General features: G+C 69.2%; 22 protein-coding genes and 1 pseudogene. 19 read left to right on the top strand and 4 right to left on the bottom strand.

The annotated features are described in order from the left end of the window. On the top strand, positions 1–2774 hold a 2774-nt coding region (gene pglX, locus ACZ4SA_RS29985), incomplete at its 5' end, for a BREX-2 system adenine-specific DNA-methyltransferase PglX (RefSeq protein WP_468280738.1). Here the strand turns inward: pglX and ACZ4SA_RS29980 are convergent. Continuing rightward, on the bottom strand, positions 2701–3261 hold the full coding sequence (locus ACZ4SA_RS29980) for an ATP-binding protein (RefSeq protein WP_468280742.1): 561 nt from the start codon (positions 3259–3261) through the stop codon (positions 2701–2703). The genes pglX and ACZ4SA_RS29980 overlap by 74 nt on opposite strands. 206 nt (positions 3262–3467) lie before the next feature. Between ACZ4SA_RS29980 and ACZ4SA_RS29975 the strand changes: the two genes are divergently transcribed. The 4 genes from ACZ4SA_RS29975 to ACZ4SA_RS29960 all read left to right on the top strand — a co-directional run bounded on the left by ACZ4SA_RS29975 (position 3468) and on the right by ACZ4SA_RS29960 (position 6879). After that, positions 3468–4298 carry a helix-turn-helix domain-containing protein gene (locus ACZ4SA_RS29975; RefSeq protein ID WP_468280736.1) on the top strand — a complete coding sequence of 277 codons (831 nt, stop codon included), beginning with the start codon at positions 3468–3470 and terminating at the stop codon, positions 4296–4298. Further along, on the top strand, positions 4295–4498 hold the full coding sequence (locus ACZ4SA_RS29970) for a DUF397 domain-containing protein (protein ID WP_468280734.1): 204 nt from the start codon (positions 4295–4297) through the stop codon (positions 4496–4498). Before ACZ4SA_RS29975 ends, ACZ4SA_RS29970 begins: the two co-directional genes overlap by 4 nt. 987 nt (positions 4499–5485) lie before the next feature. Beyond that, entirely contained in the window at positions 5486–5656 is a 171-nt protein-coding gene (locus ACZ4SA_RS29965) for a hypothetical protein (protein ID WP_468280732.1), read from the top strand. A 359-nt stretch (positions 5657–6015) separates the two neighbouring features. Beyond that, positions 6016–6879: a hypothetical protein gene (locus ACZ4SA_RS29960; protein WP_468280730.1), complete on the top strand. Its 864-nt coding sequence runs from the start codon at positions 6016–6018 to the stop codon at positions 6877–6879. A 73-nt stretch (positions 6880–6952) separates the two neighbouring features. On the opposite strand, the gene ACZ4SA_RS29955 is transcribed toward ACZ4SA_RS29960, so the two are convergent. The 3 genes and pseudogenes from ACZ4SA_RS29955 to ACZ4SA_RS29945 all read right to left on the bottom strand — a co-directional run bounded on the left by ACZ4SA_RS29955 (position 6953) and on the right by ACZ4SA_RS29945 (position 9784). Beyond that, positions 6953–7798: a helix-turn-helix domain-containing protein gene (locus ACZ4SA_RS29955; protein WP_468280729.1), complete on the bottom strand. Its 846-nt coding sequence runs from the start codon at positions 7796–7798 to the stop codon at positions 6953–6955. 19 nt (positions 7799–7817) lie between these two features. Next, a pseudogene (locus tag ACZ4SA_RS29950) lies at positions 7818–8572 on the bottom strand (DUF6879 family protein). 828 nt (positions 8573–9400) lie between these two features. Beyond that, positions 9401–9784, bottom strand: coding sequence for a hypothetical protein (locus tag ACZ4SA_RS29945; protein WP_468280727.1), 384 nt, complete (start codon positions 9782–9784; stop codon positions 9401–9403). 516 nt (positions 9785–10300) lie between these two features. Between ACZ4SA_RS29945 and ACZ4SA_RS29940 the strand changes: the two genes are divergently transcribed. From ACZ4SA_RS29940 to cas6, 14 genes are all read left to right on the top strand, one after another. Further along, positions 10301–11377 (top strand): tyrosine-type recombinase/integrase, encoded by a 1077-nt coding sequence (locus tag ACZ4SA_RS29940; RefSeq protein ID WP_468280725.1) that lies wholly within the window; start codon positions 10301–10303, stop codon positions 11375–11377. After that, positions 11374–11700, top strand: coding sequence for a helix-turn-helix domain-containing protein (locus ACZ4SA_RS29935; protein ID WP_468280723.1), 327 nt, complete (start codon positions 11374–11376; stop codon positions 11698–11700). The genes ACZ4SA_RS29940 and ACZ4SA_RS29935 overlap by 4 nt, the downstream gene beginning before the upstream one ends. 243 nt (positions 11701–11943) lie before the next feature. Next, entirely contained in the window at positions 11944–13287 is a 1344-nt protein-coding gene (locus ACZ4SA_RS29930) for a hypothetical protein (RefSeq protein ID WP_468280721.1), read from the top strand. Between the two features lie 102 nt (positions 13288–13389). Further along, on the top strand, positions 13390–14016 hold the full coding sequence (locus ACZ4SA_RS29925) for a restriction endonuclease (protein ID WP_468280719.1): 627 nt from the start codon (positions 13390–13392) through the stop codon (positions 14014–14016). A 479-nt stretch (positions 14017–14495) separates the two neighbouring features. After that, entirely contained in the window at positions 14496–14699 is a 204-nt protein-coding gene (locus ACZ4SA_RS29920) for a hypothetical protein (RefSeq protein ID WP_468280717.1), read from the top strand. Between the two features lie 333 nt (positions 14700–15032). Further along, a complete protein-coding gene (locus ACZ4SA_RS29915; protein ID WP_468280715.1) occupies positions 15033–16928 on the top strand; it encodes a Cas10/Cmr2 second palm domain-containing protein in 1896 nt (631 codons plus the stop codon). Continuing rightward, positions 16925–17989 (top strand): type III-B CRISPR module-associated Cmr3 family protein, encoded by a 1065-nt coding sequence (locus ACZ4SA_RS29910; protein WP_468280713.1) that lies wholly within the window; start codon positions 16925–16927, stop codon positions 17987–17989. The genes ACZ4SA_RS29915 and ACZ4SA_RS29910 overlap by 4 nt, the downstream gene beginning before the upstream one ends. After that, a complete protein-coding gene (cmr4, locus tag ACZ4SA_RS29905; RefSeq protein ID WP_468280711.1) occupies positions 17986–18987 on the top strand; it encodes a type III-B CRISPR module RAMP protein Cmr4 in 1002 nt (333 codons plus the stop codon). The genes ACZ4SA_RS29910 and cmr4 overlap by 4 nt, the downstream gene beginning before the upstream one ends. Beyond that, complete coding sequence (locus ACZ4SA_RS29900; RefSeq protein WP_468280709.1) at positions 18984–19424, top strand: type III-B CRISPR module-associated protein Cmr5; 441 nt, start codon at positions 18984–18986, stop codon at positions 19422–19424. The genes cmr4 and ACZ4SA_RS29900 overlap by 4 nt, the downstream gene beginning before the upstream one ends. A 92-nt stretch (positions 19425–19516) precedes the next feature. After that, complete coding sequence (gene cmr6 / locus ACZ4SA_RS29895; RefSeq protein ID WP_468280707.1) at positions 19517–20497, top strand: type III-B CRISPR module RAMP protein Cmr6; 981 nt, start codon at positions 19517–19519, stop codon at positions 20495–20497. A 7-nt stretch (positions 20498–20504) separates the two neighbouring features. After that, entirely contained in the window at positions 20505–21443 is a 939-nt protein-coding gene (locus tag ACZ4SA_RS29890; RefSeq protein ID WP_468280705.1) for a hypothetical protein, read from the top strand. Then, a complete protein-coding gene (locus tag ACZ4SA_RS29885) occupies positions 21440–22924 on the top strand; it encodes a hypothetical protein (RefSeq protein WP_468280703.1) in 1485 nt (494 codons plus the stop codon). The genes ACZ4SA_RS29890 and ACZ4SA_RS29885 overlap by 4 nt, the downstream gene beginning before the upstream one ends. A 2-nt stretch (positions 22925–22926) precedes the next feature. Next, positions 22927–24189 carry a type III-B CRISPR module RAMP protein Cmr1 gene (gene cmr1, locus ACZ4SA_RS29880; protein WP_468280701.1) on the top strand — a complete coding sequence of 421 codons (1263 nt, stop codon included), beginning with the start codon at positions 22927–22929 and terminating at the stop codon, positions 24187–24189. 1 nt (position 24190) lies between these two features. Continuing rightward, positions 24191–25048, top strand: a complete 858-nt coding sequence (gene cas6 / locus ACZ4SA_RS29875; protein WP_468280699.1) for a CRISPR system precrRNA processing endoribonuclease RAMP protein Cas6 — start codon at positions 24191–24193, stop codon at positions 25046–25048. The last annotated feature ends 365 nt before the right edge of the window (positions 25049–25413 follow it).

The following is a 25413-nucleotide window of genomic DNA, read 5'->3' as shown; positions in this document are numbered from 1 at the left end:
CTTCGTTGCGTACGTCGCGCGCCCACAGAACATCGTCACACCGCCGTGACCTGCACGCCTACAAGATCACCCCGACTTTGAAATCGCCCTGGGAGGCGGGGAAGTATGAGTGGCCGATTCATTTGGCGGTTGGGGATTCACTGATCAAGGCTCGTCGTTCCCAGCAGGGCAACCTGTTCGACGAGGTGGACCAAGACTTCGTGGACGAGTTGGCTGAGTTCAAGTACGCCACCGAGGACATGCACGAGTACCCGGATATCCTGCGGCCGGGGCGGTATCACGTGGTGGTGGGTAACCCGCCGTACATCACGGTCAAGGATAAGACGCTCAATGCTCTCTACCGGGAGCTGTATCCGGCGTGTGCGGGCAAGTATGCGCTGTCGGTGCCGTTCGCGCAGCGGTTCTTTGAGCTGGCCAAGCGTGGGGATGCTGAGGCGCGCGACTACGGCATGGTCGGCCAGATCACCGCGAACTCGTTTATGAAGCGGGAGTTCGGAACTCAGCTCATCGAAGGCTACTTCGGGCACGCCGTGGAGTTGACCGAGGTTATCGACACCTCGGGCGCCTATATTCCAGGGCATGGGACACCGACGGTCATTCTCGTGGGCAGGCAGCGAGGAGGCGACGGGCGATCGCCCCTCATCCGGACTGTTCGGAGCGTGCAGGGTGAACCGTCTGCGCCGGACGACCCTGCGAAAGGTGTGGTCTGGCAGGCGATCGTCGAGCAGATCGACAAACCTGGTTCGGTGAGCCAGTGGGTGTCTGTGAGTGATCTGCCACGTGATGAGTACTTTAGTTCGCAGCCGTGGATCCTTACCGACGGCGGGCTGGAGATGGTGGACCGAATCGCGGTTTCCACTTCCAAGACTTTGGCGGATTCCGTTTCCGCCATTGGTATGACAGTGCTGACATTGGAAGATGACGCTTATCTAGTGTCTGCTCCGTTCATGTCACGCAAGAACCTGATGGAAGACTCTGTCACCTTCGTGACCGGTGATGAGGTGCGCGACTACTCCGTCACTTCCCATGAGCTGGTTCTGATGCCCAGCTCATGGGATGGAAGTCGCCGCGATCTCGGTGCTGGAGCGATGAATCATCTCTGGACGTACCGCACCCGTCTGCGTAAGAGGCTCTATTTCGGCCGGGTCCCGGAAGACCGTGGGTTGCGTTGGTTCGACCTCGGCATGCTATTCGCTGAGCGGCATCGTTCATCGCTGTCTATCACGTTTCCGGCGGTGGCCACCCACGCGCACTTCGTTCTTGATCGGGGTGGGAAAGTCTTCAACCGTCATGCGCCAGTGATTAAGTTGCGGGAGGAGGCGAGTGAGGAAGAGTATTTGCGCCTGCTCGGCCTGCTCAACAGCTCAACAGCCGGGCTCTGGTTGAAGATGGTGAGCCACAGTAAGGGAACTGAAGGACATCAGTCTGGTATCAAGACTGAGGCTTGGGAGCAGTTCTACGAGTTCACTGGAACCAAGCTCCAGGACTTTCCTCTCCCTGTCGCCTACCCCGCCATTCTGGCTACCGCCCTCGATGCCCTGGCTCAACGGCTGACATCCGCCAGCCCTGTAACCGTCGCAGCTGAGACCACGCCCACTGCTGCTGTCCTCCGTGAGGCCAAGACCCGCTGGCATTCCACCCGAGCCCGCATGATCGCCTTCCAAGAAGAACTGGACTGGCAGGTCTACGCCCTCTACAACCTCCACTCCGAAGACCTCCGAGTCTCCGAGGACCCCGACGACCTCAGCATCCCCGAACTCGCTCTCGGTGAGCGCGCCTTCGAGATCGTCCTCGCTCGCCGCGTAGCCGCAGGCGAGGCCAGTGACGAGTGGTTCAAGCGGCACAACTCCACGCCCATCACCGAGATCCCCGCCCACTGGCCCGCCCCCTACCGTGAGGTCGTCCAGAAGCGAATCGACGCCATCGAGTCGAACCGAGCCATCGGCATGGTCGAGCGCCCCGAGTACAAGCGCCGTTGGGCCACCGAAGGCTGGGACGCGCTCCAGGAGAAGGCCCTCCGGTCCTGGCTGCTCGACCGTATGGAGAACCGCGACCATTGGTTTGACGAGAACGGTCAGCCCACCATCCTCACCCTGGCCCGTCTGACCGACGCCCTCTCCCGTGACGAGGACTTCATCTCCGTCGCCAAGCTCTACTCGCCCCGCAAGGAGCTGGCCAAGGTCGTCGCCGAGCTGATCACCGACGAGCACGTGCCGTTCCTCCCCGCCCTGCGCTACAAGCCCTCCGGGCTGAAGAAGCGCGCCGACTGGGAAGAGGTGTGGGACCTCCAGCGCAAGGAGGACGCCGCGCCCGACGAGCAGGCCAAGCGGAAGATTCGGGACTCCATCCCCGTGCCGCCGAAGTACACCTCGGCCGACTTCTTCCGCCCGTCCTACTGGAGGGCGCGCGGCAAGCTCGACGTGCCCAAGGAGCGGTTCATCTCCTACGGGCAGACCAACGCCGCCACCCCCGAGCTGTACGGGTGGGCCGGCTGGGACCAGCGGGAGCAGGCGCAGGCGCTCGCCACGTACTTCACCAACACCGCGCTGTCCACCGAGGAGATCACGCCGTTCCTCGCCGGCCTGCTGGAACTCCAGCCGTGGCTGTCCCAGTGGCACAACGGGTTCGACATGCTCTACAGCGGGTCCCCGGCGGACTTCTTTGCCGGTTACCGCCAGCAGAAGCAGGGCGAGCACGGACTCACGGACGACGACCTCCGCGGCTGGCGTCCTCCGGCCGCGACCCGAGGTCGTCGCGCAGCAGTGAAGCAGTAGCAAGGAGTAGATCGAGTTCCGTCGGTTCAAGGGCCACCCGGTGCGTGAGCGGGTGGCCTTGGGCTCGCACGTGCAGCTTCGCCCACACGGTCTTGCCCGGAGCGGCCCGGCGAGGGCTGACGCCCCAATCGTCCGCGAGGGCCGCGACGAGAAGCAGGCCCCGGCCGGACTCGGAAAGCGAGTCGGTCGCCGGGGGACTGGCGGGAGGCCGTTTCTCGGCGCGGGTGTCGGTCACCTCGACGCGGACGATGTCCTCGGCCAGGGTGAGGTGGACGTGGAAGTCCCGGCCGGGGACGTGGCCGTGGCGTACGGCGTTGGCGCTGAGTTCCGCCGTGATGAGGGTGAGCGTCTCGTTGACCGGGGTCGTGTACGGGTGGCCCCAGTCGTTCAGGCGGTGCGAGACGAGTCGGCGGGCGAGGCGGGCACCGCGTGGCGTCGAGGTAAAGCGCATGGCGAACTCGCGTTCGGGTGCAAGGCGTTGTGGCATATGCCCGTTCGGGGGAGTTGCTGACTTCATGAGGTAAACGGTCGCGGACCCTGCGTAGCGTTGACCAGGAGCGACGTGCTGACGGGTGCGGGCTGTACACGTGGGCGGTGCGCTTGTACGTGATGTTGGGCGTGACCGGTTCCCGGGCCGTGCGTTGGGCGGGCGGAGTCCGGTGACCGTGGTGGTCGTACGGGAGGAGCTGCGACGTGGACGACGAGGTTCAGCAGCCGGAGTACGAGGTCGGAACAGGCATGTTGTGCGTGTTCGGGCGGCAGTTGAAGCTGTTCCGGGACCGGGCGGGGATGGACCGAGCGGCGCTCGGGTCGCTGACCGGGTACTCGGCTTCGACGATCGCGTCGTTCGAGCAGGGCAGACGTATTCCGCCGCCGAAGTTCATCGACCAGGCTGATGAAGTGCTGGATGCGGGTGGGGTGTTGAGCGCGAGCAAGGAGGAGGTGGCTCGGGCTCAGTATCCGGCGTTCTTTCGGGACGCGGCCAAGTTAGAGGCCGAGGCGGTCGAGCTGCATGTGTATGACACTCAGTTGGTCAACGGCCTGTTGCAGGCGGAGGAGTACGCACGAGCGGTGTTCGCCATGTGGCAGCCGCTGTTGGACGAAGCGCTCATGGAGCAGCGAGTCGCCGCGAGGCTGGCGCGACAGGAGATCTTCGCTCGACGCCCGGCGCCGCACCTGAGCTTTGTGATCGAGGAGGCTGTCCTGCTCCGGCCCCTCGGCGGAGAGGCAGTCTGGCGAGGACAGTTGGAGCACCTCATGCTGATCGCGGAGAAGCGCAACGTGGTGATCCAGGTGATGCCGTTGTCCCGCCAGGAACACGCGGGACTCGCTGGACCGTTCACCTTGATGGAGGCCAAGGATGGGCGCAGGATCGCGTACACGGAGGTACAAGGCGACAGCCGTGTACACGCAGAGCGTCACAAGGTGCGGGAGCTTGAACGTACGTTCGGGATCCTTCGCGCGCAGGCCCACACTCCGACAGAATCACTGGCATTGATCGAGAAGTTGTTGGGAGAGAGATGAGCGGGGAAAAGGCGGGGCCGGCCACCGACGCCCTGGCATGGTTCAAGAGCAGCTACAGCGCGGGTGATGGCGGCCAGTGCGTAGAGGTCGCCGTCCGCCCCGCCAGGATCCACGTCCGCGACTCGAAGGACACAACTCGTGCCGCACTGGCCGTAGACCCCACGGCGTGGACCGCGTTCGTCGGGTTCGCGGCACTCTGACAGGCGCTGGGCCCTCGGCAGGCGTGTGCTTGCCGAGGGCCCTGCGCACGTCCCACCGGGAGCCAGAGCGCCAACCCCGCCGTCCCCACAAGCTGGGCCTCGGCTGCGCGGTGCTCGTGGACCCCTGCCTCGCCCATCCAGGCTCACCCGACAAAGCGGGGCCAGCCGAGGTTGTCAGGGAGGACGGACCGCGTTCGTCGAGTTCGAGGCGCTCTGGCAGAGGCAGGGTCCTCGCTCGCCTCCGGCGTCAGGGTTGCTCGGTACCGTCCGGGGCAGGGCCTGTGCGCGGGACGGGCCCGGTCGCCGCGGCCCGCACTGGCCTGTCGGCGTGCCGTGGTCTGAAGCGGCACGTGGGGTTGTGGCAGGGGCGCCGGCACCCGCCGGAGAGTTTCCGGAGATCCGCGAATTGCACGGCAGGCGCACACAAGCATGAAGGGGCGCAATGCAGCACGAGCCTGCGGAGCATGCTTTCCCGTGTGATGCACTCCCGCGCGGATGCAGTGACCGAGACTGGTAAACGCCGTGATCAGAGCCGCTGTCCGTCGGTTCCCGCAGTCGTGATCCGGGCTTGCTTCAATGTCCTCTTGATGTGACCCATACGCCACACCTGCATCTGTTCTAACGGCGATTTTCGGTAAAGGCCGCTCAAAGCTTTAACTCGCCTATCACGGGTGCACCAGGTGTTTCGGTCCAGCGGGACCGCACGGTGCGCCTCCTGTCGCACCGCCAGCCATACCACCTGAACGGTGTGCTTCAGTTGAGAACGCCGGGGCTACGACGGACACCGTCATAGCCCCGGCGACGGCAAGAACCCTGCCTGCCTGCAACCTTGCCCGGAATCCAGCAGACAGGATCCTCTTCTTCGAGCCGCCAAGGGGGCCCACTTATGAAGGTACACATGCCCAGTGATCACTCCGTGATCGAAAAGGTGGGGGGCGCACACCGATGAACCCACAGCATTCTCCCGTATCGACCACGGTGAAGGCCATGGCCGTGATCATCGCAGTTCTCATCGGCATCGTCGCTGGGCTCACAGTCGGCATCATCGGGGCAGCAGTCGGCGTTGGACTGCCCGCCGCCCTGGGGTGGGGTGCCGGCGGCTTTGTCGCGGCCGCGCCACTGGTGCTCCGTATCGAACAGGCGCTGAGTCTGCTCTGAGGAGGGTGGTTGTGGGACGCGCCTGTGTGCGTCCCACAACCACCGCCGGCGCACAGCACTGTTTCGGCTCGACGCCGACCAGGCCCAGTAGCTCAAGTAGATTCCCGCCGAGGCCGTTGACGAAGCCGTGCAGGGCGGACACGCCAGGACCTCGACGCCGTCGTCGCCGGGCTCAGCCACTGCTAGGGCTCCGGCGCCGTCGAAGTCCACGGTGGCAGGGCAACGCCGAGCGTCTGACTCCGCTGCACGGGCCGTGCGCTGCGACCGGCCCGCGTGCCCGCCGCCGTCCGTACGAGGCGGTCCGGACCGAGTGAGCACAACTGGGCTCCTGAAAGGCGGAGTTACTGTAAGTTCCTGCTATGAATCAGGGCAAGGTGAGCGAGAACCCGGAGTCGCGCTTCTCCGCGGTGCTGGTGGGCTCGGCCAGGCTTCCGGGCGTGCGGATCCACAGAGAGACCTACCTCCGGAAGGCGCTGGCACGCTACTGCTCCGAGGAAGAGATCCGCAGGGCGGTCGAGGAGACCCCCGCGGCGGCGGGTATCGCCACCGACGTTCTGGATCGAGCGGCCGACGATTCCATCCGCTACGAGACCGCCAAGGTCAGCGCTCTCTCGGCCGCTGCCGGGCTGCCGGGCCTCATCGCCCTCCCCGCCACCGTGCCGGCAGACCTGGCCCAGTACTTCGGCCACATGCTGCGCATCTCGCAGAAGCTCGCCTACCTCTACAGCTGGCCCGACCTGTTCTCCGACGACGGCGATGACGTCGACGACGCGACCATGGGGATGCTCACGCTGTTCTTCGGCGTGATGTTCGGTACCCAGTCGGCGAATGCCGCCGTGGGGAAGGTCGCGGGGATGATGGCGGAGCAGGTCGCCAAGAAGCTGCCGCAGAAGGCGCTCACCCAGGGCGTCGTGTACCCCGTGGTGAAGAAGGTCGCGGCCTACATCGGTGTTCAGATGACGAAGCAGACCTTTGCGAAGAGCGTCTCGAAGGCCATCCCGGTCCTCGGGGCCGCTGTGTCCGGCACGCTCACCTTCACGACCTACCGCCCCATGGCCAGGCGGCTGAAGAAGCACCTCTCCGCCTCGGTACTGGCGAAGCCGACGCACCGCGTCGTGGTCGTGGAGGCCGAGGAGGTTCGCGAGACCGTCGTCCCGAAACCTCCCGAGGGCTCTGCCTTCGACGGAACCGCCGTCACGGCGGAGCATCCTCGGTCCTCATAGCCCACCCACGATGAGGGGCGGAGGGGAAACCCGTGCGCACTTCCGTCGAAGCGTGCTCCCTCGACCCGAGCGGTCAGTGCAACGCCCGTCGTGCCGCGCTGATGAGGTTGCGCGCGTCCGCGCCGTACACGGCGGACTCGCGGAGCGTTCTCCAGGTCCGCGCGTAGGTGTCGACGCTTGCCGCGTCGTCGATCCACAACTCCGCGTGCCAGTTCTCGACGATCACCTGGCGGTCGTCGTAGATCCAGAAGGCGGTGGCCGGAGGAATCTTGAGGGTTGCGGAGAGCGGGACGATGCCCAGTTCGACCGTGGTGAGGCCGATGACTCCCATGAGGCGATCGAGCTGGGCGGCGAGCACCGACGGAGGGCAGATCCTGGCGTGGAGGGCGGCTTCCCACATGAGGATGTGGTACCGCTTCGTCGAGTCGTACAGGGCTTCTTGCCGTCTTGTACGCGACGCCACTGCCTCTTCGATGTCGCGCGGCGACTGATGCAGCTCCGTGAAGTGCGTGAAGATCGACCGGGCGTAGTCCGGTGTCTGAAGAACGCCGACGATCATGGAGCCCTGCCAGGCGTGAAAGGTGCGTGTCCTTGCATGCTCGGCGTTGCGCGCGTCTTGTACGGGCATGTGCCCGCCGGCGAGTTGCCGACGCCACGATCGGATGTGCGACTCGAAGCCTCGGAGCCTGGCAAGCAATTCTTCGTGCGTTTCTGGCCGACCAGTGCTTTCGGCCCACTTCAGCAGGTCCTCTGGCGTGGGCGTCGTCCGGCCGTTCTCCAGCTTGCTGACCTTCGACTTGTGCCATCCGCACCTGTCGGCGAGTTCGGTACCGGTGAGCCTGCCGCCAGGGGCTGACAGCCGAAGCTCCCGCAGGCGTATGCCGAGGGCTTCGCGCGCCTTCTGGTAGTCCGTGCTCACCGGTACACGCCTGCTTCTGCTACTGATTCACGGCCAGGCCGGCCGCGAACTCCTCGTACGGGACCGCGTGATGCATGGCCGCGTCGCGCACCATGGAGTATCGCACCACCTCCGCGGGCTCCGTGATCAGTTCGACGCCTGTCAGGTTGTCGGCGTCGTCGAACATGAGCAGCGCGACCATGCGCGAATCGAAAAGCCAGAAGTCCTCGGAGGGCAGGTTGAGCTGGTCGGCTTCCGCACGCCAGAGGTTCATGATCCGCTCGCCTACGGCGCTGTTACGACGTGCATTGTCGAGCAGGTACAACTGACCGGTCGTAGGCGGGCTGTCGACGATTCGGACACGTTCGATGCGCTTGCCGAGTACAGCCTGCTTGCGACGGTTGGCACACCACTCCGAGTCCGTTTCGTTCCAGTCGACGGACTCGCCGCGCGTGAACTGGGCGTATGTTTCGGTGGTTTCGTCGGATGCGTAGCGCCGCCGAGTCTCCAGCCGCCACGCTGTGTGCTCGAACTGCGTAAAGAGTCGACCGAAGCCGTCCAAATCGATGATCTTCGCCTCGCGAGTCATGTCCTTGGGCCCCAGTCCACGAGCAGTGCTCGCGGCACCACAATCGGCACCTCCCCCTCGCCCAGGTGCTGGAGCCGGGCGATGTCCTCGGGGTCGGTGAGGGGCGGGCCGTGCACGATGACCTCGCCCGAATCGAGGTCCTCGTGCACCGAGGGGCATCCGTCGTCGCCGCTGCCCGTCCCGTTGAAGCGCAGCCGTCGCACCATGAGTTGTTCCCTTCGCTGGGGATCGATGCAGCAAGCCTCCCCATGGATGGCGCGCCGTGCGCGCTGTTCAGCCGGGCCATATGAGGAACTTCTGGGAACTCTCCCTCGAAGTCAAGCAACTTCGGGGAACTTCCCTGTCTCCCGGCCGCTGTCCTTCCCTACCGTTCCGTTCATGGCTGCAGTACGACAGACGCAGGAAGCCGCTCCATTCGTGGTCGCAGGGGCCCCAAGACGGCACTCTCCTCTGCAGGCATCGTGATCCCGTCGCCGGACCTCGGCACCGCCTCACCCGCCTTGTCCCCGGAGTGCGCCGTCGCCGCACGTCCCGGTTACCAGGACTTGCACGGACAGTGCCGTCAGACGGGGGATGTTCCCCTGCCCTACGCCACCGGACTCCTGCTCGTTCACCGCTGCACCTGCCTGTGCCACGGATGCGACCGCCAGGGCACCCAGCCGCCCTCGCAAGGGCGGGCTCCACAAGGTGCCCGTGCCGCCCGTCCAGCCCCGGACAGACCGGCGGGCGGTACGGGCTCGAACCCCGAACGTCACGTCTCCCTGAAGGAGTAGTCCATGACCGTCACGCTCGACCGACCCACGAGCACGCGCACGCGGGACCCGAAGGAACTCCTCAACGCCGTCCAGCCCCGCATCCAGCAGCGAGGAGAGCTTCAAACTCATGTGGTGGCCGATGCCGGACGCGATCCGGGCCGCCACCGAGGGACGCTTCCTGCTCCAAGGGGGCCCGCTCGCGCTGCTGCTGGCCCAGCAGGTCGTCACAGCGTGAGTTCGTCAGGCGCAACCCGCCAGTCGGTGACAGCGCGCCGCGCGTCAGCCTTGCGCGCCCTCGGGCATCGGCGGTGTGCCGTGCGTCAGCTCCGGCCACGACGTCGGCGCCGGGCCGAACGCGCGACGAGCGGCCCTCACCGCCAGAGTGGCGAGGGCGGCGTTGGCGCCGCCACCGATCACCGCGCCGATGATGAAGGCGTGGACGCCCATGTCCACCAGGTAGCCGCAGCCGATCTCCAGGCCCTGGCCCCACTTCTCCATGGCGGTGATGAGGTAGGCGACGGCTTGGCCGAAGATACGCTCGGCCGTCACGGTGTCGAACGGGTTGTCGCGGACCAGGAGCTTGATCTCCCGGTCCCACACATCGGGGGAGACGAACGAACGGGGGTCGCGGACCTCGGTCTTCTGCGCGATGACGGTTGCCATGGTGGTGCTCCCTTCGCGGTGGGGTGTGCCTGTCCGGCTCCACCACGGAAGCGTCTGGCCCGCACAACACGACAAAGCGCGCGGGTTCGCAGAATCCTGAACCGTGGCACCCGGGAACCCGTACGCGAATCCCCATTGTGTAAGGCTTCGCGCTTGAGTTGCCGCTGCTCTCATCTGGCAGGCAGGCAGGGCGGCGCAGGGGCAAGGTGAATAGGGCTACCGGGATGTCGGATACGCCCTCGCTGAGCGGCACGGTGTCACCAACGCCCCCTCGCCGCAGGCGCCGCCATGCCAGTGGCTCTCCTCCCCGACCCGGAGTGCTTCACCAGCTCGCTACCGTGCCTTGTGCGACATCCCGTGAGTTCCCCTGAGCCCTGCTGAGCCGCTGACCCCGTGGCCAGGGCTTTCTCCCTCGTCGGAGTGTCTTGTCGTCGACTGACGTAACTTCGGGATTCTTGAAGCGTTCTCACCTCGTCCGACCGATCCGTAGTCGGGCTGAAGGTGAGGAGGCTCGGGTTGGCGCTGGCGGTCGTACGGGACCTGCGTGACCATTGGGCGCCCGCGTCGGCGGAAGAGCTGGAGCGGTTCGAGACCGACGTGCTGTCCGGGTTCGTCCTCGCGCGGGCCTCGGCGGGACTGGCGGACGGCACCATTCGCGGGGACGTCGGGCACCTGGAACAGATCCGGACCTGGTTCGGCCGGCCGCTGTGGGACATGGAGCCGGCCGACGCCGATGCGTACTTCGGAAAGGTGCTGCGGAACTCACCCAGTGGCACCCGCCTCGCCCGGTCGCAGGCGCTGACCACGTACTTCCTGTTCCTGGAGCTGCGGCACAAGGTCGAGCTCCACCGGATGACCGGCCGCGTCGTCGAGTCCCCGATCGACGAGATGAACCGGCCGCGCGGGGCCAAGGACGCGGCACTGCGGATCCCTCCGACCGAGCCGGAGGTCGCGATGCTGTTCACCGGCTGGGGCGGCGAGCTGGCCACCTGCCGCAAGTTCGCCCCGACCGCCCGGAACTACACCGCGGCAAAGCTGATGTCCCAGGTCGGCCTGCGGGTGAACGAGGCATGCGGCCTCGACCTGGGCGACATCAAATGGGACCTCGGCCGCTTCGGCAAGCTCCACGTCCGCCACGGCAAGGGCGCCCGCGGCTCCGGTCCGCGCGAGCGGATGGTCCCGCTGATCAACGGTGCCGACCGCACGCTGCGGTGGTTCATCGAGGACGTGTGGGGCCAGTTCGACGACGACCACACCCGCCCCGGCACCCCACTGTTCCCGAGCGAGCGGAAGAACACCGACGGTTCCGCCCGCCGGGTCGGCGACGACGCCCTGCGCAACGGCCTCGACAAAGCGGTCGAGGCCCATCTGCCCGGCTGGACGGACAAGTTGACACCGCATGTCCTGCGGCACTTCTGCGCGTCCCAACTCTATGAGAACGGGCTGGACTTGCTCGCAATCCAGGAGGTTTTGGGACATTCCTGGATCGCCACGACGATGCGATACGTCCACGTCCAGCAGACCAGGGTGGAGGACGCCTGGGCCGCCGGGACCGAGCGGGCCGCGAAGCGGCTGGAAGGGCTGATCCGATGAGGTGGAACCTGCGGCTGACCGCCGCGAACAAGGGTATCTGGAAGGCATCCGAGCTTCAGCGGAGCCTAGCCGAGCACGGGTTGGTCATCTCGGCCGGAAAGATGTCCGGGCTGTGGTCCGGCCAGCCGGTCTCCCTCAAGCTCGACGACCTGGACGTGATCTGCGTCGTCCTCGGCTGCGAGATCGGCGACCTGCTGATCCCCGAACCGGACAAGGTCCGCCATCCCGGCGCGGAGACCGGACAGCAGGCCGCCGCCTCGTCCGGCCCGGCCCCGGCGGTGGTTCCACGCCGCCGGGACGGCCGGTCCCTGCCGCCGTCGTAACAGGCCGGGAGCGAGAACTTCGTGCTTGAGCCAAAGAGTTGCCCGTACTGCCTGGGCTGGGGACTGCTGTTCATGCGGTGCTGCGGGGGCTGTGCCTCCTTCGCCCGTCCCGGCTCGGATGGGCAGTGCGCCGGCTGCCGACGGCAAGGTCCGCTGCGAAAGGAATACTGCCGTCTGTGCTGGTGCCAGGCACGGACGGATGCCGCGACCACCGGCGCGAAGGCAGAGTCGTTACTACCCGGATTGCGGTATCACCAGCTGTTCTTCGCGCATATGGCCCCGTTGTGGGAGCGGGCCCCACGGCCACGGCCGGCGAAGTACGAACGGCGGGGACGCCCCCGCAAGCCCGACCCGTCTCCGGCGCCGCCGCCCGGCGGCTGGCTCCAGCCCTCCTTGTTCCCGGTCTGCCGCGACCTCACCCGCATCGACCCCGCCGAGCACACGGGACCGGACAATCCGTGGCTGGCCTGGGCTCGGCATACCGCCCACCGCCTCGGCGAGGCCCGCGGCTGGCCCCGCAATATCCGTCTCGCCATCGACCAGGCCCTGATCATCCTGATGACCCGGCACGTCGGCGGGGATGTCGTGCGCCATTCCGAGCTCTACCCGGCCCTGCAACCCCGGCGGCTGAACATGGAGCTGACCATCGAGGTCCTCGAAGAGATCGGCGTCTTCCACGACGACCGGACGCCGTCGTTCGAGCAGTGGCTGGAGCGCAAGCTCGACGGCATCGCCCCGGGATCCGCCGCGACGTTGAGCACTGGGCCCGGCTCCTGCACGACGGCGGCCCCCGATCCAAGGCCCGCGACGAGGCCACGGTCTGGAACTACCTCAACCGGATCCCGGCCCGTGCTGCTGGCGTGGTCCGTCCGCTACGAGCACCTGCGCGAGGTGACCCGCGACGACGTCCTCGCCCAGCTCGACACCCTCCACGGCAGTCAGCGCCAGCACACCCTCATCGTGCTGCGGTCGCTGTTCAGCCGGGCGAAGAGGAACGGCACCATCTTCAAGAACCCGACCAGCCGCATCCGCGTCGGTCAGCGCGAAGAGGGCGTTCTCCAGCCCCTGGAGCCCAGACACATCGACAACTCGGTCGCCGCGGTCACCAGACCCGCGGACCGCCTGGTCCTCGCCCTCGCCGCAGTGCACGCTGCACGCTCCGGAGCGATCCGCCGCCTCCAGCTCGACGACATCGACCTCGGCAACCGCAAAATCACAATCGACGGCCGCACCCGGCGACTGGACGACCTCACACTGCACGTTGCCCGCGAGTGGCTGGAGTTCCGGCGCCGACGCTGGCCCGACACCGCCAACCCGCACCTGCTGATCAACAAGATCACCGCCCTGGGCACCGGCCCGACCAGCGGCGTCACCCTCTCCGAACCCCTCCGCGGCCAGACCGCCACCTTGCAACGGCTTCGCATGGACCGCCGGCTCGAAGAAGCCCTGGTCCACGGCCCCGACCCCCTTCATCTCGCCGAGGTCTTCGGCCTGGACGAGAAGACCGCGATCCGCTACGCGAACTCCGCCCGCGCTCTCCTGGAACGGCCCCTGGAGACCAACGACCTTGCGCCGTCGAGGCCGTGATGTGCCCCTGGCGCCTGCGCTGACGGGCAGCGTGATCGTCGTTAGTCGCTCCACCCCACCAGGCCGATAACATCCTCACCACGCACAACCCCTGGGGGACTCATGGCCACACCTGCACGCCGCAGAGAAATACAGCCCGATTCAGGCGGCGGCTGCGGCGTTGGCTGCGGCATCACACTCGCCGTCATCGCCGGGCTCGTGGCCATCGGGACGTGGAGTGACGGACTCGTCGTCCCTGGCATCCTCTTCTCGCTCATTGCCGGCGCGGGTGCGTTCTACGCCCACGGACTGGCTAAGCACGACAAAGAGCTGCGCAGAGTCCGCGCTATCCAGTCCACAGAGATCGCCCGCTACCACGCCATGAACCCCCGTGAATTCGAGATAGCCATCGCGTACCTCTGCGAGCGCGATGGCTGCCATGGTGCCCGCGTCGTCGGCGGAGCAGGCGACCTCGGCGCCGACGTCATCGCCACCACCCCCGACGGCAGGCGCATCGTCATCCAGTGCAAGCGCTATGGGCCCACCACGAAGGTCGGAAGCCCCGATCTCCAGAGGTTCGGCGGCACCTGCTACAGCGTCCACAACGCCCAAATCGCCGTCGTCGTCACTACTTCCGTATTCACCAAACCAGCAACTCAGTACGCAGACAACCACGGCATCCGGCTCTTCGATGAAACCGTCCTGGCCGCATGGGCCACCCGCACCGGCCCCGCCCCATGGATGTTGTAATGACCGGCCGCAGTCACGCATGAACCGGATCCGCACGGCCCCGTAGTCCCAGCTCAGGCACCGGGGAACGTCCAGCAGAGCGCGGGCCTGCCCGTACGACAGCCGTGCGACCTCAGTGTCCAGGTACACGTCACGCGGGCTGGGGACCTTGCCGCGCGATTTGCTACGCGAACTCCGCCCGCGCTCCCCTGGAACGGCCGCTGGAGACCGACCCCGCGACTTCACCGCGAACCCACGGGTCCACCCCCTAATATCAGGGCATCGGACCTGCGGGTTCCCGTCGAAGTGCCTTCAGTTTTCGCGAACTCGCGGGGGTCGTGGGGTCCCAGTAGTTCTCGCGGAAAAACGCTGAGCGGTTGCGGCCCGCTCAGGAGCCGGGGTGCAGCGGAGGGCCCCGGTGGTCGCATCATTGGGACCCTCCGCCGTACGACTTCGACCGTACGGAATGGGGCGACCCTGCGGCTGACTGGACCATCCGCATGGTCACGGCCAGACCCGACGAACGGACCGCGTTCTGGGACACCTACAGTCCCTGGACCAGTCCGAGAACGCTGCGTGGCGCCAGAAAACCTACGGGGCCCGGCACCTCGAACGCCATCCGGCTGGAGCGTCACCGGCTCGGCGACCACGACGGTGTGGAAGGCCACCGGGCCATGGGGCAGATTCTCTCGGCCGCGACCTGAACCGGAGCCCAGCTCAACGCATGGGCGGGCGGATCATCTTCCACCCGCCCGGCTCGGTCCGGGGCATGCCATCCAGAGAGTACGAGGCGACCCGACCGTCGCCTCCCTCGCAACTCATCCTTCATGCATATGCCTTGAGTGGATACCTTTTCCAGGAAACGCTTGCCGTGTGGCCTCTTCGCTCTGCTATTACTGGTCGCCACGCGACAAGTGTTCCGTTCGGGGTGGTTTTGGAGCCGTCGGCGGGAACTGTGCCTGGGTGGGGGCAATTACGTGCAGGCGGGCCGGGGCGCGGTGGCGGACGCGCGGCGCGAGGAGGGGGCATGAGGCGAAGTGCACGGGGGACATGGGGGATCGGACGCGGCGGTCGGCGAGCCTAAGGCCAGGGACGTTTCGGGGGGTGACCTGGTCGTCATCTCGGTCTCCGGGGTGCAGCAGTTCATCAGTGAGTCGCGGACCACGTCCGACCTGAGCGCGGGCAGCGCGATCGTCGAGCGGCTGTCCACGCGTGCCGCGCGTGCGTGCGTGGAGCACGGGGCCCGTCTGGTGTTCCCGGCCGGCCCGGGAGCGGACGGGAGTCAAGCGTCTTTCCTGGCGTCGGAGTCCGGTGACGGGATCGGTGTCTCCGTGGTGCCCAACCGCATCGTGGCGCTCGCGCCCTCGGGCTCGGGCGGCGAGATTGCCGCAGTCGCCGCCGACGCCGTACGGCGGGACTGGGCTGATCTGGTGCGCAGGGTGATGGGTGCGCATGTCGCGACACCGGGCATGCCGAGCGTCCAGTGGGTCAGTGTGCCCGCGACGGCCGGGGACTACGGGCAGCAGTGGGACGCGGCGCAGCGCCTGCTGATGGCCCGGAAACGTCTGCGGTCCTTCGACCCGGTCGAGGCGGCGGATGGGGAGTTGTGCTCGCTCAGCCCCCGGTGGCCGGCCGAGCCCGGGCCGCCCAAGGGCGTGCCGGAGCATGAGCGGGACCGGCTCGCCGCCGCGAACTGGGTCAAGCGCCGCTATCGGCACATCACCGGCCGGGGCTCGGGCAGGGACGAGCCGCCGGGGATGCCGGCCGGTTTCCCGTCGACCAGCGCGATCGCGTCCGCTCCTTTCCGTGAGGCGGTGGCTGTGCTCATCGACGATCCCGCGGTGGCCGCCGCGGTGACGGTGCTGCGTGAGGCGGCCGGGGTCCTGGACCGCGGTCGGGAGCACCCGCTGGCCGCGTTACGGCCGGCCGCGGGTGCGAGCGCCGACGAGCGGTGGCTGGCCGCGTCGGCGGGCCGCTGGCTCTACACCGACGTGTGGCAGGAGGACGTGCTGGCCCGCCAGTTCCCCGCCGTGGCGGCCGGCGCCCGGGCGGCGGCGGCTGCCCGGGGGGCCCGGGCGGCGCGTGAGCTGCACAAGGTGGTGCGGGACCAGGGCGCGGGCCCTGCGGCGTCCTATCTCGCGGTCATCGCGCAGGACTTGGACGGCATGGGCCGGTTCCTGGGAGGCGAGATCGCGGGGAGCAGGCAGCGCAGAGTGGTCACGCGGGCGTGGCACCGGGAGGTGTCCGAGCGGCTTTCGACGGTGGCCCGCCAGACGTGCCAGGCGCTGGAGCGGGACGTGTACCTGGGGGTGCCGGTCTACGCGGGCGGGGATGACCTGCTGGCTTTCTGCCCCGCCGAGCATGCCCTGGCCGCCGCCCGGGCCTGCCGCGACGCGGTGCCGGCGGTGTTGCCGACCGCGAGTACGGCCGTGCTGTTCTTCCACCACCGTTCACCGCTGCGGCGGGCGGTCAGCGAGGTCCAGCGGCTGCTTCAGACAGCGAAGGAGAGCGTCGAGGGCAAGAACGCTCTCGCCGTGAGCTACCTGCGCCGTTCGGGGGTGCGTGAGCAGTCCGTGCAGGCGTGGACGCGCCGTGCGGGCGTCGGCGGGCCGGTCGAGGACTTCGCGCAGTTCCTCACCGGCACCGGGTCCGGCCGTGGCGATACCTCCGGCAGGCGGCTCTCGCTGCGGCTGGTGCAGGACTGTCTGCGCGACGAGACGGAACTGGTCAGCCTGCCCGAGGATCTTTTCACGGCCGAGATGCGGCGCCTGGTGGCCCGGCACGGCGGTACGCGCGGGCAGGCGGACGCTCTGGTGCGGCTGGCGGCCGCCGAGTCGAGCGGCCCGCCGTCCGAAGGCCGGCGCCCCCGGCTCGCCGAGCCGGTGAAGGTCGCGGCGTTCCTGCGGCAGGAGTGCGCGGGAGGCACGGCATGAGCCGTTCGGTGTGGCTGGCGTTCACGCCCCGCGACACGCTGTTCATCCGTGACGGGCGGCTGTTCGAGGCGGGCGCGGACAACGAGGCCCGTGCGGTGTGGCCGAACCCGGGCACCATCGCGGGAGCGGTCGGTGCCGCTTTCGGCCGGGAACCTGACGCGGTCCGCGGCCCGGTGCTGGCCCGCCGCTCACGCGCGGGCCGGTGGACACCGTACTTCCCCGTGCCGGCGGACCTCGTGGAGGTTCCGGATACCGACGAGGTGGTCAGGCTGTCGCCGCAGGACGGTCCCGACGGTGCCCTCACCGACCTGGGGACGGTGCCGTACTGGCTCGGTGCACGGGGCCGGGCGGGTACCGGGCGGCATTGGGCGGGCTGGCTGCCGGGCGATGAGATGCGCCGCTACCTGGCCGGCAGTCTCGTCACGGGCCTGGCGCCCGCCGGCTCCATACGCAGACTGCCCCAGGCCCCCGTGGCGGACGAGCCGCATGTCGGCCTGGCCCGGACCGCCGAACGCACCGGGCGCACCGGATTCCTCTACCACGCCTCCCATCTGCGGCTGGCGGACGGCTGGGGGTTCCTCGCCGAATGCGTCGTGCCGGACGAGTGGGACGCCCGGCCCCGGGCCAGTGTGATGTTCGGCGGGCGCGGCCGGCAGGCGTGGGGCGAGGTCGCGGCCTCGGTGCGATGGCCCGCGGCGCCCTCGAACGGGGAGGCGTTCCCCGGTGGCCGGGTCGCGGTGTACACGGCCACTCCCGCCCTGTGGCCCGACGGCTGGCGGCTGCCGCTGCCGCCGGGGGCGGAACTGGTGGCGGCCGCGGTCGAGGGCCCCCTGCCGGTCGCGACGGCCACCCCCGGGCCGCGCGGCGGGCACCTGACCGGCCGGGTGCTGCGCTGGGCGGTGCCGGCCGGGTCGGTGTACCTCCTGCGGTTCCCGGATGCCGCCGCGGCACGCGCGTGGGCCCTGGGCGAGCAAGGGCATGGCACGGCGTACGGGCGTGAGCGGGACGACCGGCTGCGCACGGCGGGATTCGGAGTGGTGTTGACAGGAGTGTGGACGTGAGCGGTGCCCAGTACGAGTGGCTGCTGTACCTGTACGCGGAGTCCCCGCTGCACGCCGGCGCGGCCGACGCCTCTGGGGTGATCGACCTGCCCATCCAGCGCGAGGCGGGCACCGGGTACCCGGTGGTGTGGGGCCAGAGCCTGAAGGGAGCACTGCGCCAGGCCGCCCGCGAGGCCGAGTGGGACACGGAGATTCTGCGGCAGGTGTTCGGTTCGGATCCTCCCGACCCCGACCAGCCAGTCGCAGGCAGCGGGAACGGCGGCAGGCCCGCAGATGACGGGGCGCCGCGGGGCGTGACGACGGCCGGACTGCTCGCCGTCGGCGACGCCCAGCTCCTCGCGCTGCCCGTACCCACACTGCAGGACACCTTCGCCTGGGTCACCTCCGACCTGGCCCTGGGACGGCTGGCCCGCAAGTATTTGGCACTGCCCGACGGGACACGCGACCGGCTGCCCCTGCCGGAGCGCACGGTGGGCGGTACGGCCCTGGCCGCGGACCGCCGGTGGTGCGGTCAGGGCCGCGACGAGGTTCTCGGTCCCCTGGTCGTACCGCTCGCTGAGGAACCCGACCCCCGCGTGAAAGCCTGGGCCGGGCGGATCGCCGAGGACGGCGTGGGCCAGGAAGCCGAGTTCAGGCCGTTCGCCGACAAACTGAGACGGGATCTGCTGGTCGTCGACGACGACGTGATGCCCGACCTGAACCGGGACTGCACCGAAGTCGTCGCACGGGTCCAGCTCAACAGCGGCAAGACCGTCGCGAACGGCCCCTTCTACAGCGAGTACCTCCCCGCCGAGACGCTGCTGGTCGCCTCCCTCACCCTGCGCGCGGCCGAACTGTCCGAACTCTATGCGGGGGAACTGACGGATCTCCTGCACGGACGGCAGATCCAGGTCGGCGGCGACGAGACCATCGGCAAGGGGCTGGTGTGGTGCCGCCTCGTCGGCGACGGGGGCGGGGGTACGGGGAACGGGAACCGGAGCGGGGAGGGTGACGCGTGAGCCCGGCCAGGAGGGTAGACCAGGCGATGGCGCTGGCCGCCTCCGCCATGCTGCCCGACACCATCGACGCGCGTCTGCGGACCCGCTACCGGCAGTTGCCGGTCATGCTGCACACCGCGGGACTGGCCGCCACGTACGCGTACGTGCTGGCCAAGCGGGACGACAGCGCGATCGGAGTCGCCTACCGCAGGGTCGCCGAGGGAATCCGCCGCCACATCGGCGACCGGGCGCTCATCGACCGCCGCACCCACTGGGGCAGTGACCGCGAACTCCTCGACGCACTGGCCACCGCCGACCGGGCCGCCTACGCCCGAGCGGCCGCGGAGATCACCGCGCTGGCCGGATGGCTCAGCCGCCTCGCCGAGGCCCGCTACCGCGACGCCGCCGACGCGACCGCTTCCGGCGCAGCAGAACCCTCCGGGCAGGGCACCACGTGAGCCGCCCGGCGGGCCCGGGCCGCACAACCAACCCGGCGAGCATCCCCGTGGGCCCCTTCGCACAGGCCGTCTCACTCAGCGACGGCACAGGCTTGCGTACCCACGGCAGCGCAGGCCGCGGGAAGGGCGCGAACGCGCTGATTGTCCTGCGCCGCACCGCCTTCGTCAGCTGGTCTCAGGAGCGCTGCGAGATCGACATGAAGGTGGCCGGGCGCAGGCTGCTGAACTGGGCCGACCAGGCCGACCTCGGCCAGGACGGCCAGCTCATCAAGCAGGTCGGCGCCCGCCGTGCCCGCGCCCTGCGCGCTCTCACCGACGGCGGCCACACCGTGGTCCGTCTGCACGCCCGCGTCCAGTGGCGCCTGACCGTCGGCATGGGTGCGAAGGACAACGCCCACGAGATCGGCATCGCCCTGCACGGCACATACGGCTGGCCCGTACTGCCCGGGAGCGGCCTGAAGGGGATGACGGCGGCCTGGGCGGCACGCAACGTCACCGACACCGCGGCATTCGACACGGTCTTCGGCACACCGCGCCCCGCAGACGTCAGCACACCCCGGCCCCCGGCCGGGGGACACGGCGTCCACCCGCCGGCCTCCGAGGACACCGCGAGCACCGTCAGCGGCGCGCACGACGGGGCCTTCTGCGGCGGGGTGCTGTTCCTCGACGCGTTCCCCACCGGCGTGGCCAGTGTGCGGCGCGACGTGCTAACCCCGCACGCGCAGCCGTACTACACGGCGGCGGAGCGGCACAGGAACGGAGAGGACGTGGCAGCCGTAGCTCCGGCGGAGCACCACAATCCGGTGCCCGTGACCTTTCTGACCGTGGAGAAAGCGACCTTCGCCGTCGACCTTGTGGGCCGCGACGCCCAGTCCGTGCGCGCGGCTGCCGGCTGGCTGGCCGACGCGGCCGACGAACTGGGCGCGGGAGCGAAGACCTCGGCCGGCTACGGCTACCTGAAGGTCGAGCCCGACCCCGACTGGCCGCTGAACCCCGGCGGGCCGCACGGCACCGCAGGACGCCCGGCCGGCCCCGGCCGGGAACCGCACCGCACACCTGCCGCGGAGGACTGAACCGGACATGACCCTGCACATCGTCTCCGTCGGCTCCAACCTCCTCGACGCGCTGGACAGCGCCAGCACGATCCCCGGACTCGACCCCGACCTCGCCGACGCCATCCGCGAGGAGTCGCCCGCCCGCGTCCTCAGCGACGCCGCGGGCTCCGACAGCCAGGCCGCGGCAACAGAACTCGACGCCTGCCTCACCCCCGGCACCGACCGCCACCAGCACCTGACGCGCCTTGCCGGCGAGGTCGCCCCGGGACGCTGGCCGAGCGGATGCAGCGCCGAACTCGACACCCTCACCCGGGCCCCCGGCGGGCGGCGGCACCTGGCCCCCGGCGATGTGGCCGTGCTGCTCGCCACGGACACCGTGAACGGCCTCACCTCCGCCCTGTGGAACGCCCTCGCGCTGACCGGCGGCGACCTCGCCCGCGTCGCATACCTGCCCGGCCCCACCACGCTGCCCGCCACCCCCCGCGGGCGCGCCCTGATCGCGCGCGTGCCAGGACTCGACGCCCGCACGGAAGGAGACTTCACCCGCGCCATGGAGGGGCTCGGCACACTCGGCCGCACCCTAATCTCCCAGGTCGCCACATCGGGGGACGAGGACTTCCTCTTCCACCTCTCCGGCGGCTACAAGGCCGCCGTCCCCTACCTCATCGGCCTCGCCGAGGGCCTGCGGTCCCTGCCCAGAACAGGCAGCGTGCAAGCGTTCATGCTGCACCGCGACACCCAGGGCAGCGCCATCAGGCTGCCGCTGCGCCGGATGAAGCTGGAACTCCTGCACGAGGTGCTCGCCCCGTTCCGCACCACCGGAAGAACCCCGCTGCGCCCCGACAACGACGTCCTCGAAGGCTACGCCTACGACCTCACCGACAGCGGCGACTACCAGCTCACCGCCTTCGGCGCCGGGCTGATGGCCCTTATCGGACGCCCCGACGAACCCCTGACGCTATGAGCACCGCCCCACACCTGCCCGCCGCACTCACCGGTTTCCACCAGCGGCTGACCGGCGGAGCACTCCCCGCGGCACGCGCCACCCGCCCTGACGACTGGGCACAACGTGACACGGACGCCTTCCCCGCGACGGCCGTGATACCCCTGCTCCAACCGCTTCTGGCACTGGAGGGCAGGACACACACGACCGCGGATGCGGTCGAGGCGGCCCTGGACCAGGTCGTGCTGCGCCGCGGCCAGCTGCTCACCCTGCTGTTCAGCCCTAACCACGTGCTGGCCGCCATAACCGCCGCCATCGCCGCCGCCGGCCACACCCCCCAGCCCGCCCGCATCTGGTCCTGGATGTGCTGGATCACCGAGGCGGCCGACCGCCGCCTGCGCACCAGCGCCGCAGCGGACGCGCACCTGATGCGGCCACTGGCCCGCCGCCTGCGCTTCCTCGTACTCAGCGAACCCCTCAGGCACCGTGAGGACCCCGACTGGGCGAGCCGGCTCAGGCCGGCGGAATCCTCCGACCCCTGCGGCAACGCCTTCGGCCGCCAGTCCTGGCCGCTTTTGGTGCTGAGGGCCGAACAGGCCCGGCGGGACTGGCTGGCCGCTCTGAACACCTACCAGAGCATCCCGCTCCTGCAGCAACTGTCCACCGACGAACTCGACGCCGAACTCGTCCTCACCGTCGCCGACACCTGGTCCCACCGCCACCGCTTCTCCAGCACCCACCACGCCCTCGACAAGCCCGCCGCACCGACTGTGCGTGACGACGCCGTGCTCGCCGAGGTCCTCCAGCGCCACCTCCTGCCCCGCTTCCGGCTCCTGCACACCGCACGCCTGGTGCCCGCCACCCGGCACGACCATTGGCACACGGCAGTTCTCCTCCTTGCGACGGCGGCAGTGGGCACGGCGGCCGTCGGCGGGTTCACCACGGGCTGGTGGTTCCACACCGCCGCGGCCCTCGCATCCCTCGCCTACACCACCCTGATCACCGGAGTCGTCAGACGCGGCCCGCTGTGGGCGGCCTGCTGGCTGCTGCGCTTCCCGGCCGCCGCCGCCTTCGGCCTGTTCGCCCTGCTGGCCCTGCCCGTGAACTGGTGGTCCGACCCCCATCCCCGCTGGGCCCTCGCCGCCACCGCCCTCGTGACGGGCGCGTACGGATACCTCGTGGTCGAGGTCCGCAACCACGGCGTGAGCGGACCACAAGCCCTCGCCCGCTCCCTCGGCGTCCTCCTCGCAGGAGCCGCCCACGCCTTCCTCCTCAGCCTGGTGGTCCTGGTGGGCATCGCGGCCACCTACACCGAAGCCGACCCCGACGGCCCCGGCCGCATCCCGCTGCCCCAGCTGTGGCACACCACCGGCCTCGCGTGGCAGACCCTGACTCTGGCCACCGCCTGGGCGCTCACCGTCGGCGTGTTCTCCCAGATCCTGTGGGACGACCGGCCCATCACAGCCCCCCTGGCCCACCTCACCTGGAACGACGGAGGCTGACCGTGCCCTGGACGACCCTCACCCTCAAAACCGTCACCCCGGTCTTCAACCGCGGACACGAAAGCGACGGCGCCGCCGGCGTCCGCGTGCCCTCCCTGCGCGGCGCCATGCGCTACTGGTTCCGCGCCCTCGCCGGCACCGTCGCGGGCGACAACCCGCACCTCCTGGCCGACCTCGAAGCCAAGGTGTTCGGCGCCACCGACCGCCAGTCCCCCCTGATCCTGCGCGTCCCCGACCCGCCCCGGTCGGCCGGGAAGGAGGAGGCGAAGTTCCTCGACATGAAGAACGGCGGCGAACACCTCCACTACCTCCTCGGCCAGGGCCTGTACGAACGAGTCCAACAAGACAAGAGCCAGCCTCGCCGCCCCGCCCGCGAGGGCCTCACCCGCGCATTCGTCCCCGCCGACACCGAGTTCCACCTGGACATCCGCTTCACCCCGGGCACCAGCGAAGCCGCCGCCCAGCTCGCCCTCGCCTCCCTGTGGCTGCTGTGCGCCTACGGCGGCCTCGGCGCACGCGTCCGCCGCGGCTTCGGCGCACTGCGCATCACCGGCGCCGACGGCCCCCTGCCCGGACAGTGGACACCGCAGGACCTCACCACCCCGGGCCTGCCCCACTACAACAACCTCCCCCACCTCACCGCCGACCACGGCATCCTGGCCCACCACCGCGCATGGCTCGCCGCCCTCGACACGTCACCGGCCGACCTCACCACCCGCCCCGCCCCCTGGACCACGACCCGGCCCACCTACCCGGTCCTCGCAGAGCACACCGCCACGGCCCTGCATCCGTCGCGGGCCACCTGGCCCGCCCTCCTCGCCACCGCCGGCCGGGAATGGCGCCACTTCCGCGCCAGCGAGGACTCCCCAGACACCGGCCGCGCCCACACCCCCGAGTACCGAGACGTGATCCGCGGCGGCGGCAGCCACTTCCCCCTCGGCACCCTCGGACTGCCCATCACCTTCTACGACCCTCAGACCAGGAACAAGGACACCGTCGACGTACGCGACGGCGGCGAGACCCTGCGGCGCGCCTCACCCGTGTGGTTCAAGATCGTCGGCGACGGCAACACCTGCGGGCTGTTCTCCTACGCTTTCCTCGGCACCTTCCTCCCCGCCACCAGCCACAACGGCGACGGCCCGGCCGTCCACCTCGGCACGCGCCACCTGACCGCCACCGATCAGGACCTGCACGACCGTGCCACGACCTGGCTCGACGCCATCCGCGCGGGCCGCACCTTCGTCCGCACCGGCACAGGACGCTGACGTGCCCGCCACCCTCACCCTGAATCTGCGCACCATCCGCGCATGGACCCCGGACACACGCCAACTGCACGGACTGGCCTGCCGGCTGTTCGAAGGAGAGAACGCCGACCACACGGCACAGACCAAGACCTTCACCATCCAGGAGCCGAGCCCGCACTCCCCGACCGCGCTGCGCCTGCGGGCCACCTGGTACGGCACCGGCGACCTGCCCCGAACCGCACTCACCCCCGGCCTCCTCCGCCTCGGCAACACCCGCTGCCAGGTCACCCACACCCACCTGCACACCGAGTCCTTCGCCGCCCTCGCATCGGCGGGCGGCGGCACCACCCGCGTCACCCTCACCTTCCACACCCCCACCTACTTCTCCCGCAACGGCGAACCCGACCTCACCCCCGACCCCGCCCTTATCCTCGGCGGCCACCGCCGCGCCTGGAACACCGGCGTCGGCGGCCCCGACTCCCCCCTCCACATCGACGACAGCCCCTGGCAGGAACTCCGCCACGCCCTACGCGTCGAGCACCTGAACCTGACCACCGCCAGCCGCGACTCCGGCTACCGCCACCCCCGCGCAGGATTCACCGGCACCCTCACCCTCCGCCTCACCCGCACCGCCCCACCCCACCTCCAGCACCTGCTGGCCACCCTGGCCCGCTTCGCCCCCTACGCGGGCACCGGCGCCGGAACCACACACGGATTCGGGGCGACAACGAGCAAGCCGAGAGCCGACACCGGCAACCCGACCGACACACCACCCCGCCAGAACCCCCGCCGGCCTGGTGCACCTCGCGGACGGCCACCACCACCGGCAGCCAGCGGGCAAGAACCCTCCAGCACTCCTGAGGTTACAAACAAGGAGTAATGCCCCGTTACCGGTCACCACTCGGGCGGCACTTCGGGAACCGTTCCTGCGCAGGACGTTTCCGCACGTCAGACCCCACAGAAAGTAGAGATGTGCCGTGAGTCACAGCGTGCGGGAAGTGGTGGCAAGTGATCTCGCGCAACGGGCATCGTTGCCCCAGGTCACGACTGGTGGATTTAGGGAAGCACTCCCGAAGGGCGCCCGACTTGAGGGCATGGAAACGACCTGGTCGGACTCCGTGAGCTTGCAGCGGTCGTAGCTGTTGCCGTGTTCCGGAAGGGCGCCCGACTTGAGGGCATGGAAACTAGTAGTGCTCCTTACCCTTCTCACCAAAGCTCTCCCCCCGGTTCCGGAAGGGCGCCCGA

It is taken from the genome of Streptomyces sp. NPDC027962 (assembly GCF_055566095.1).
Note: the sequence above shows the minus strand (reverse complement) of the source record. Positions and strands in the feature narration are given on the sequence as shown.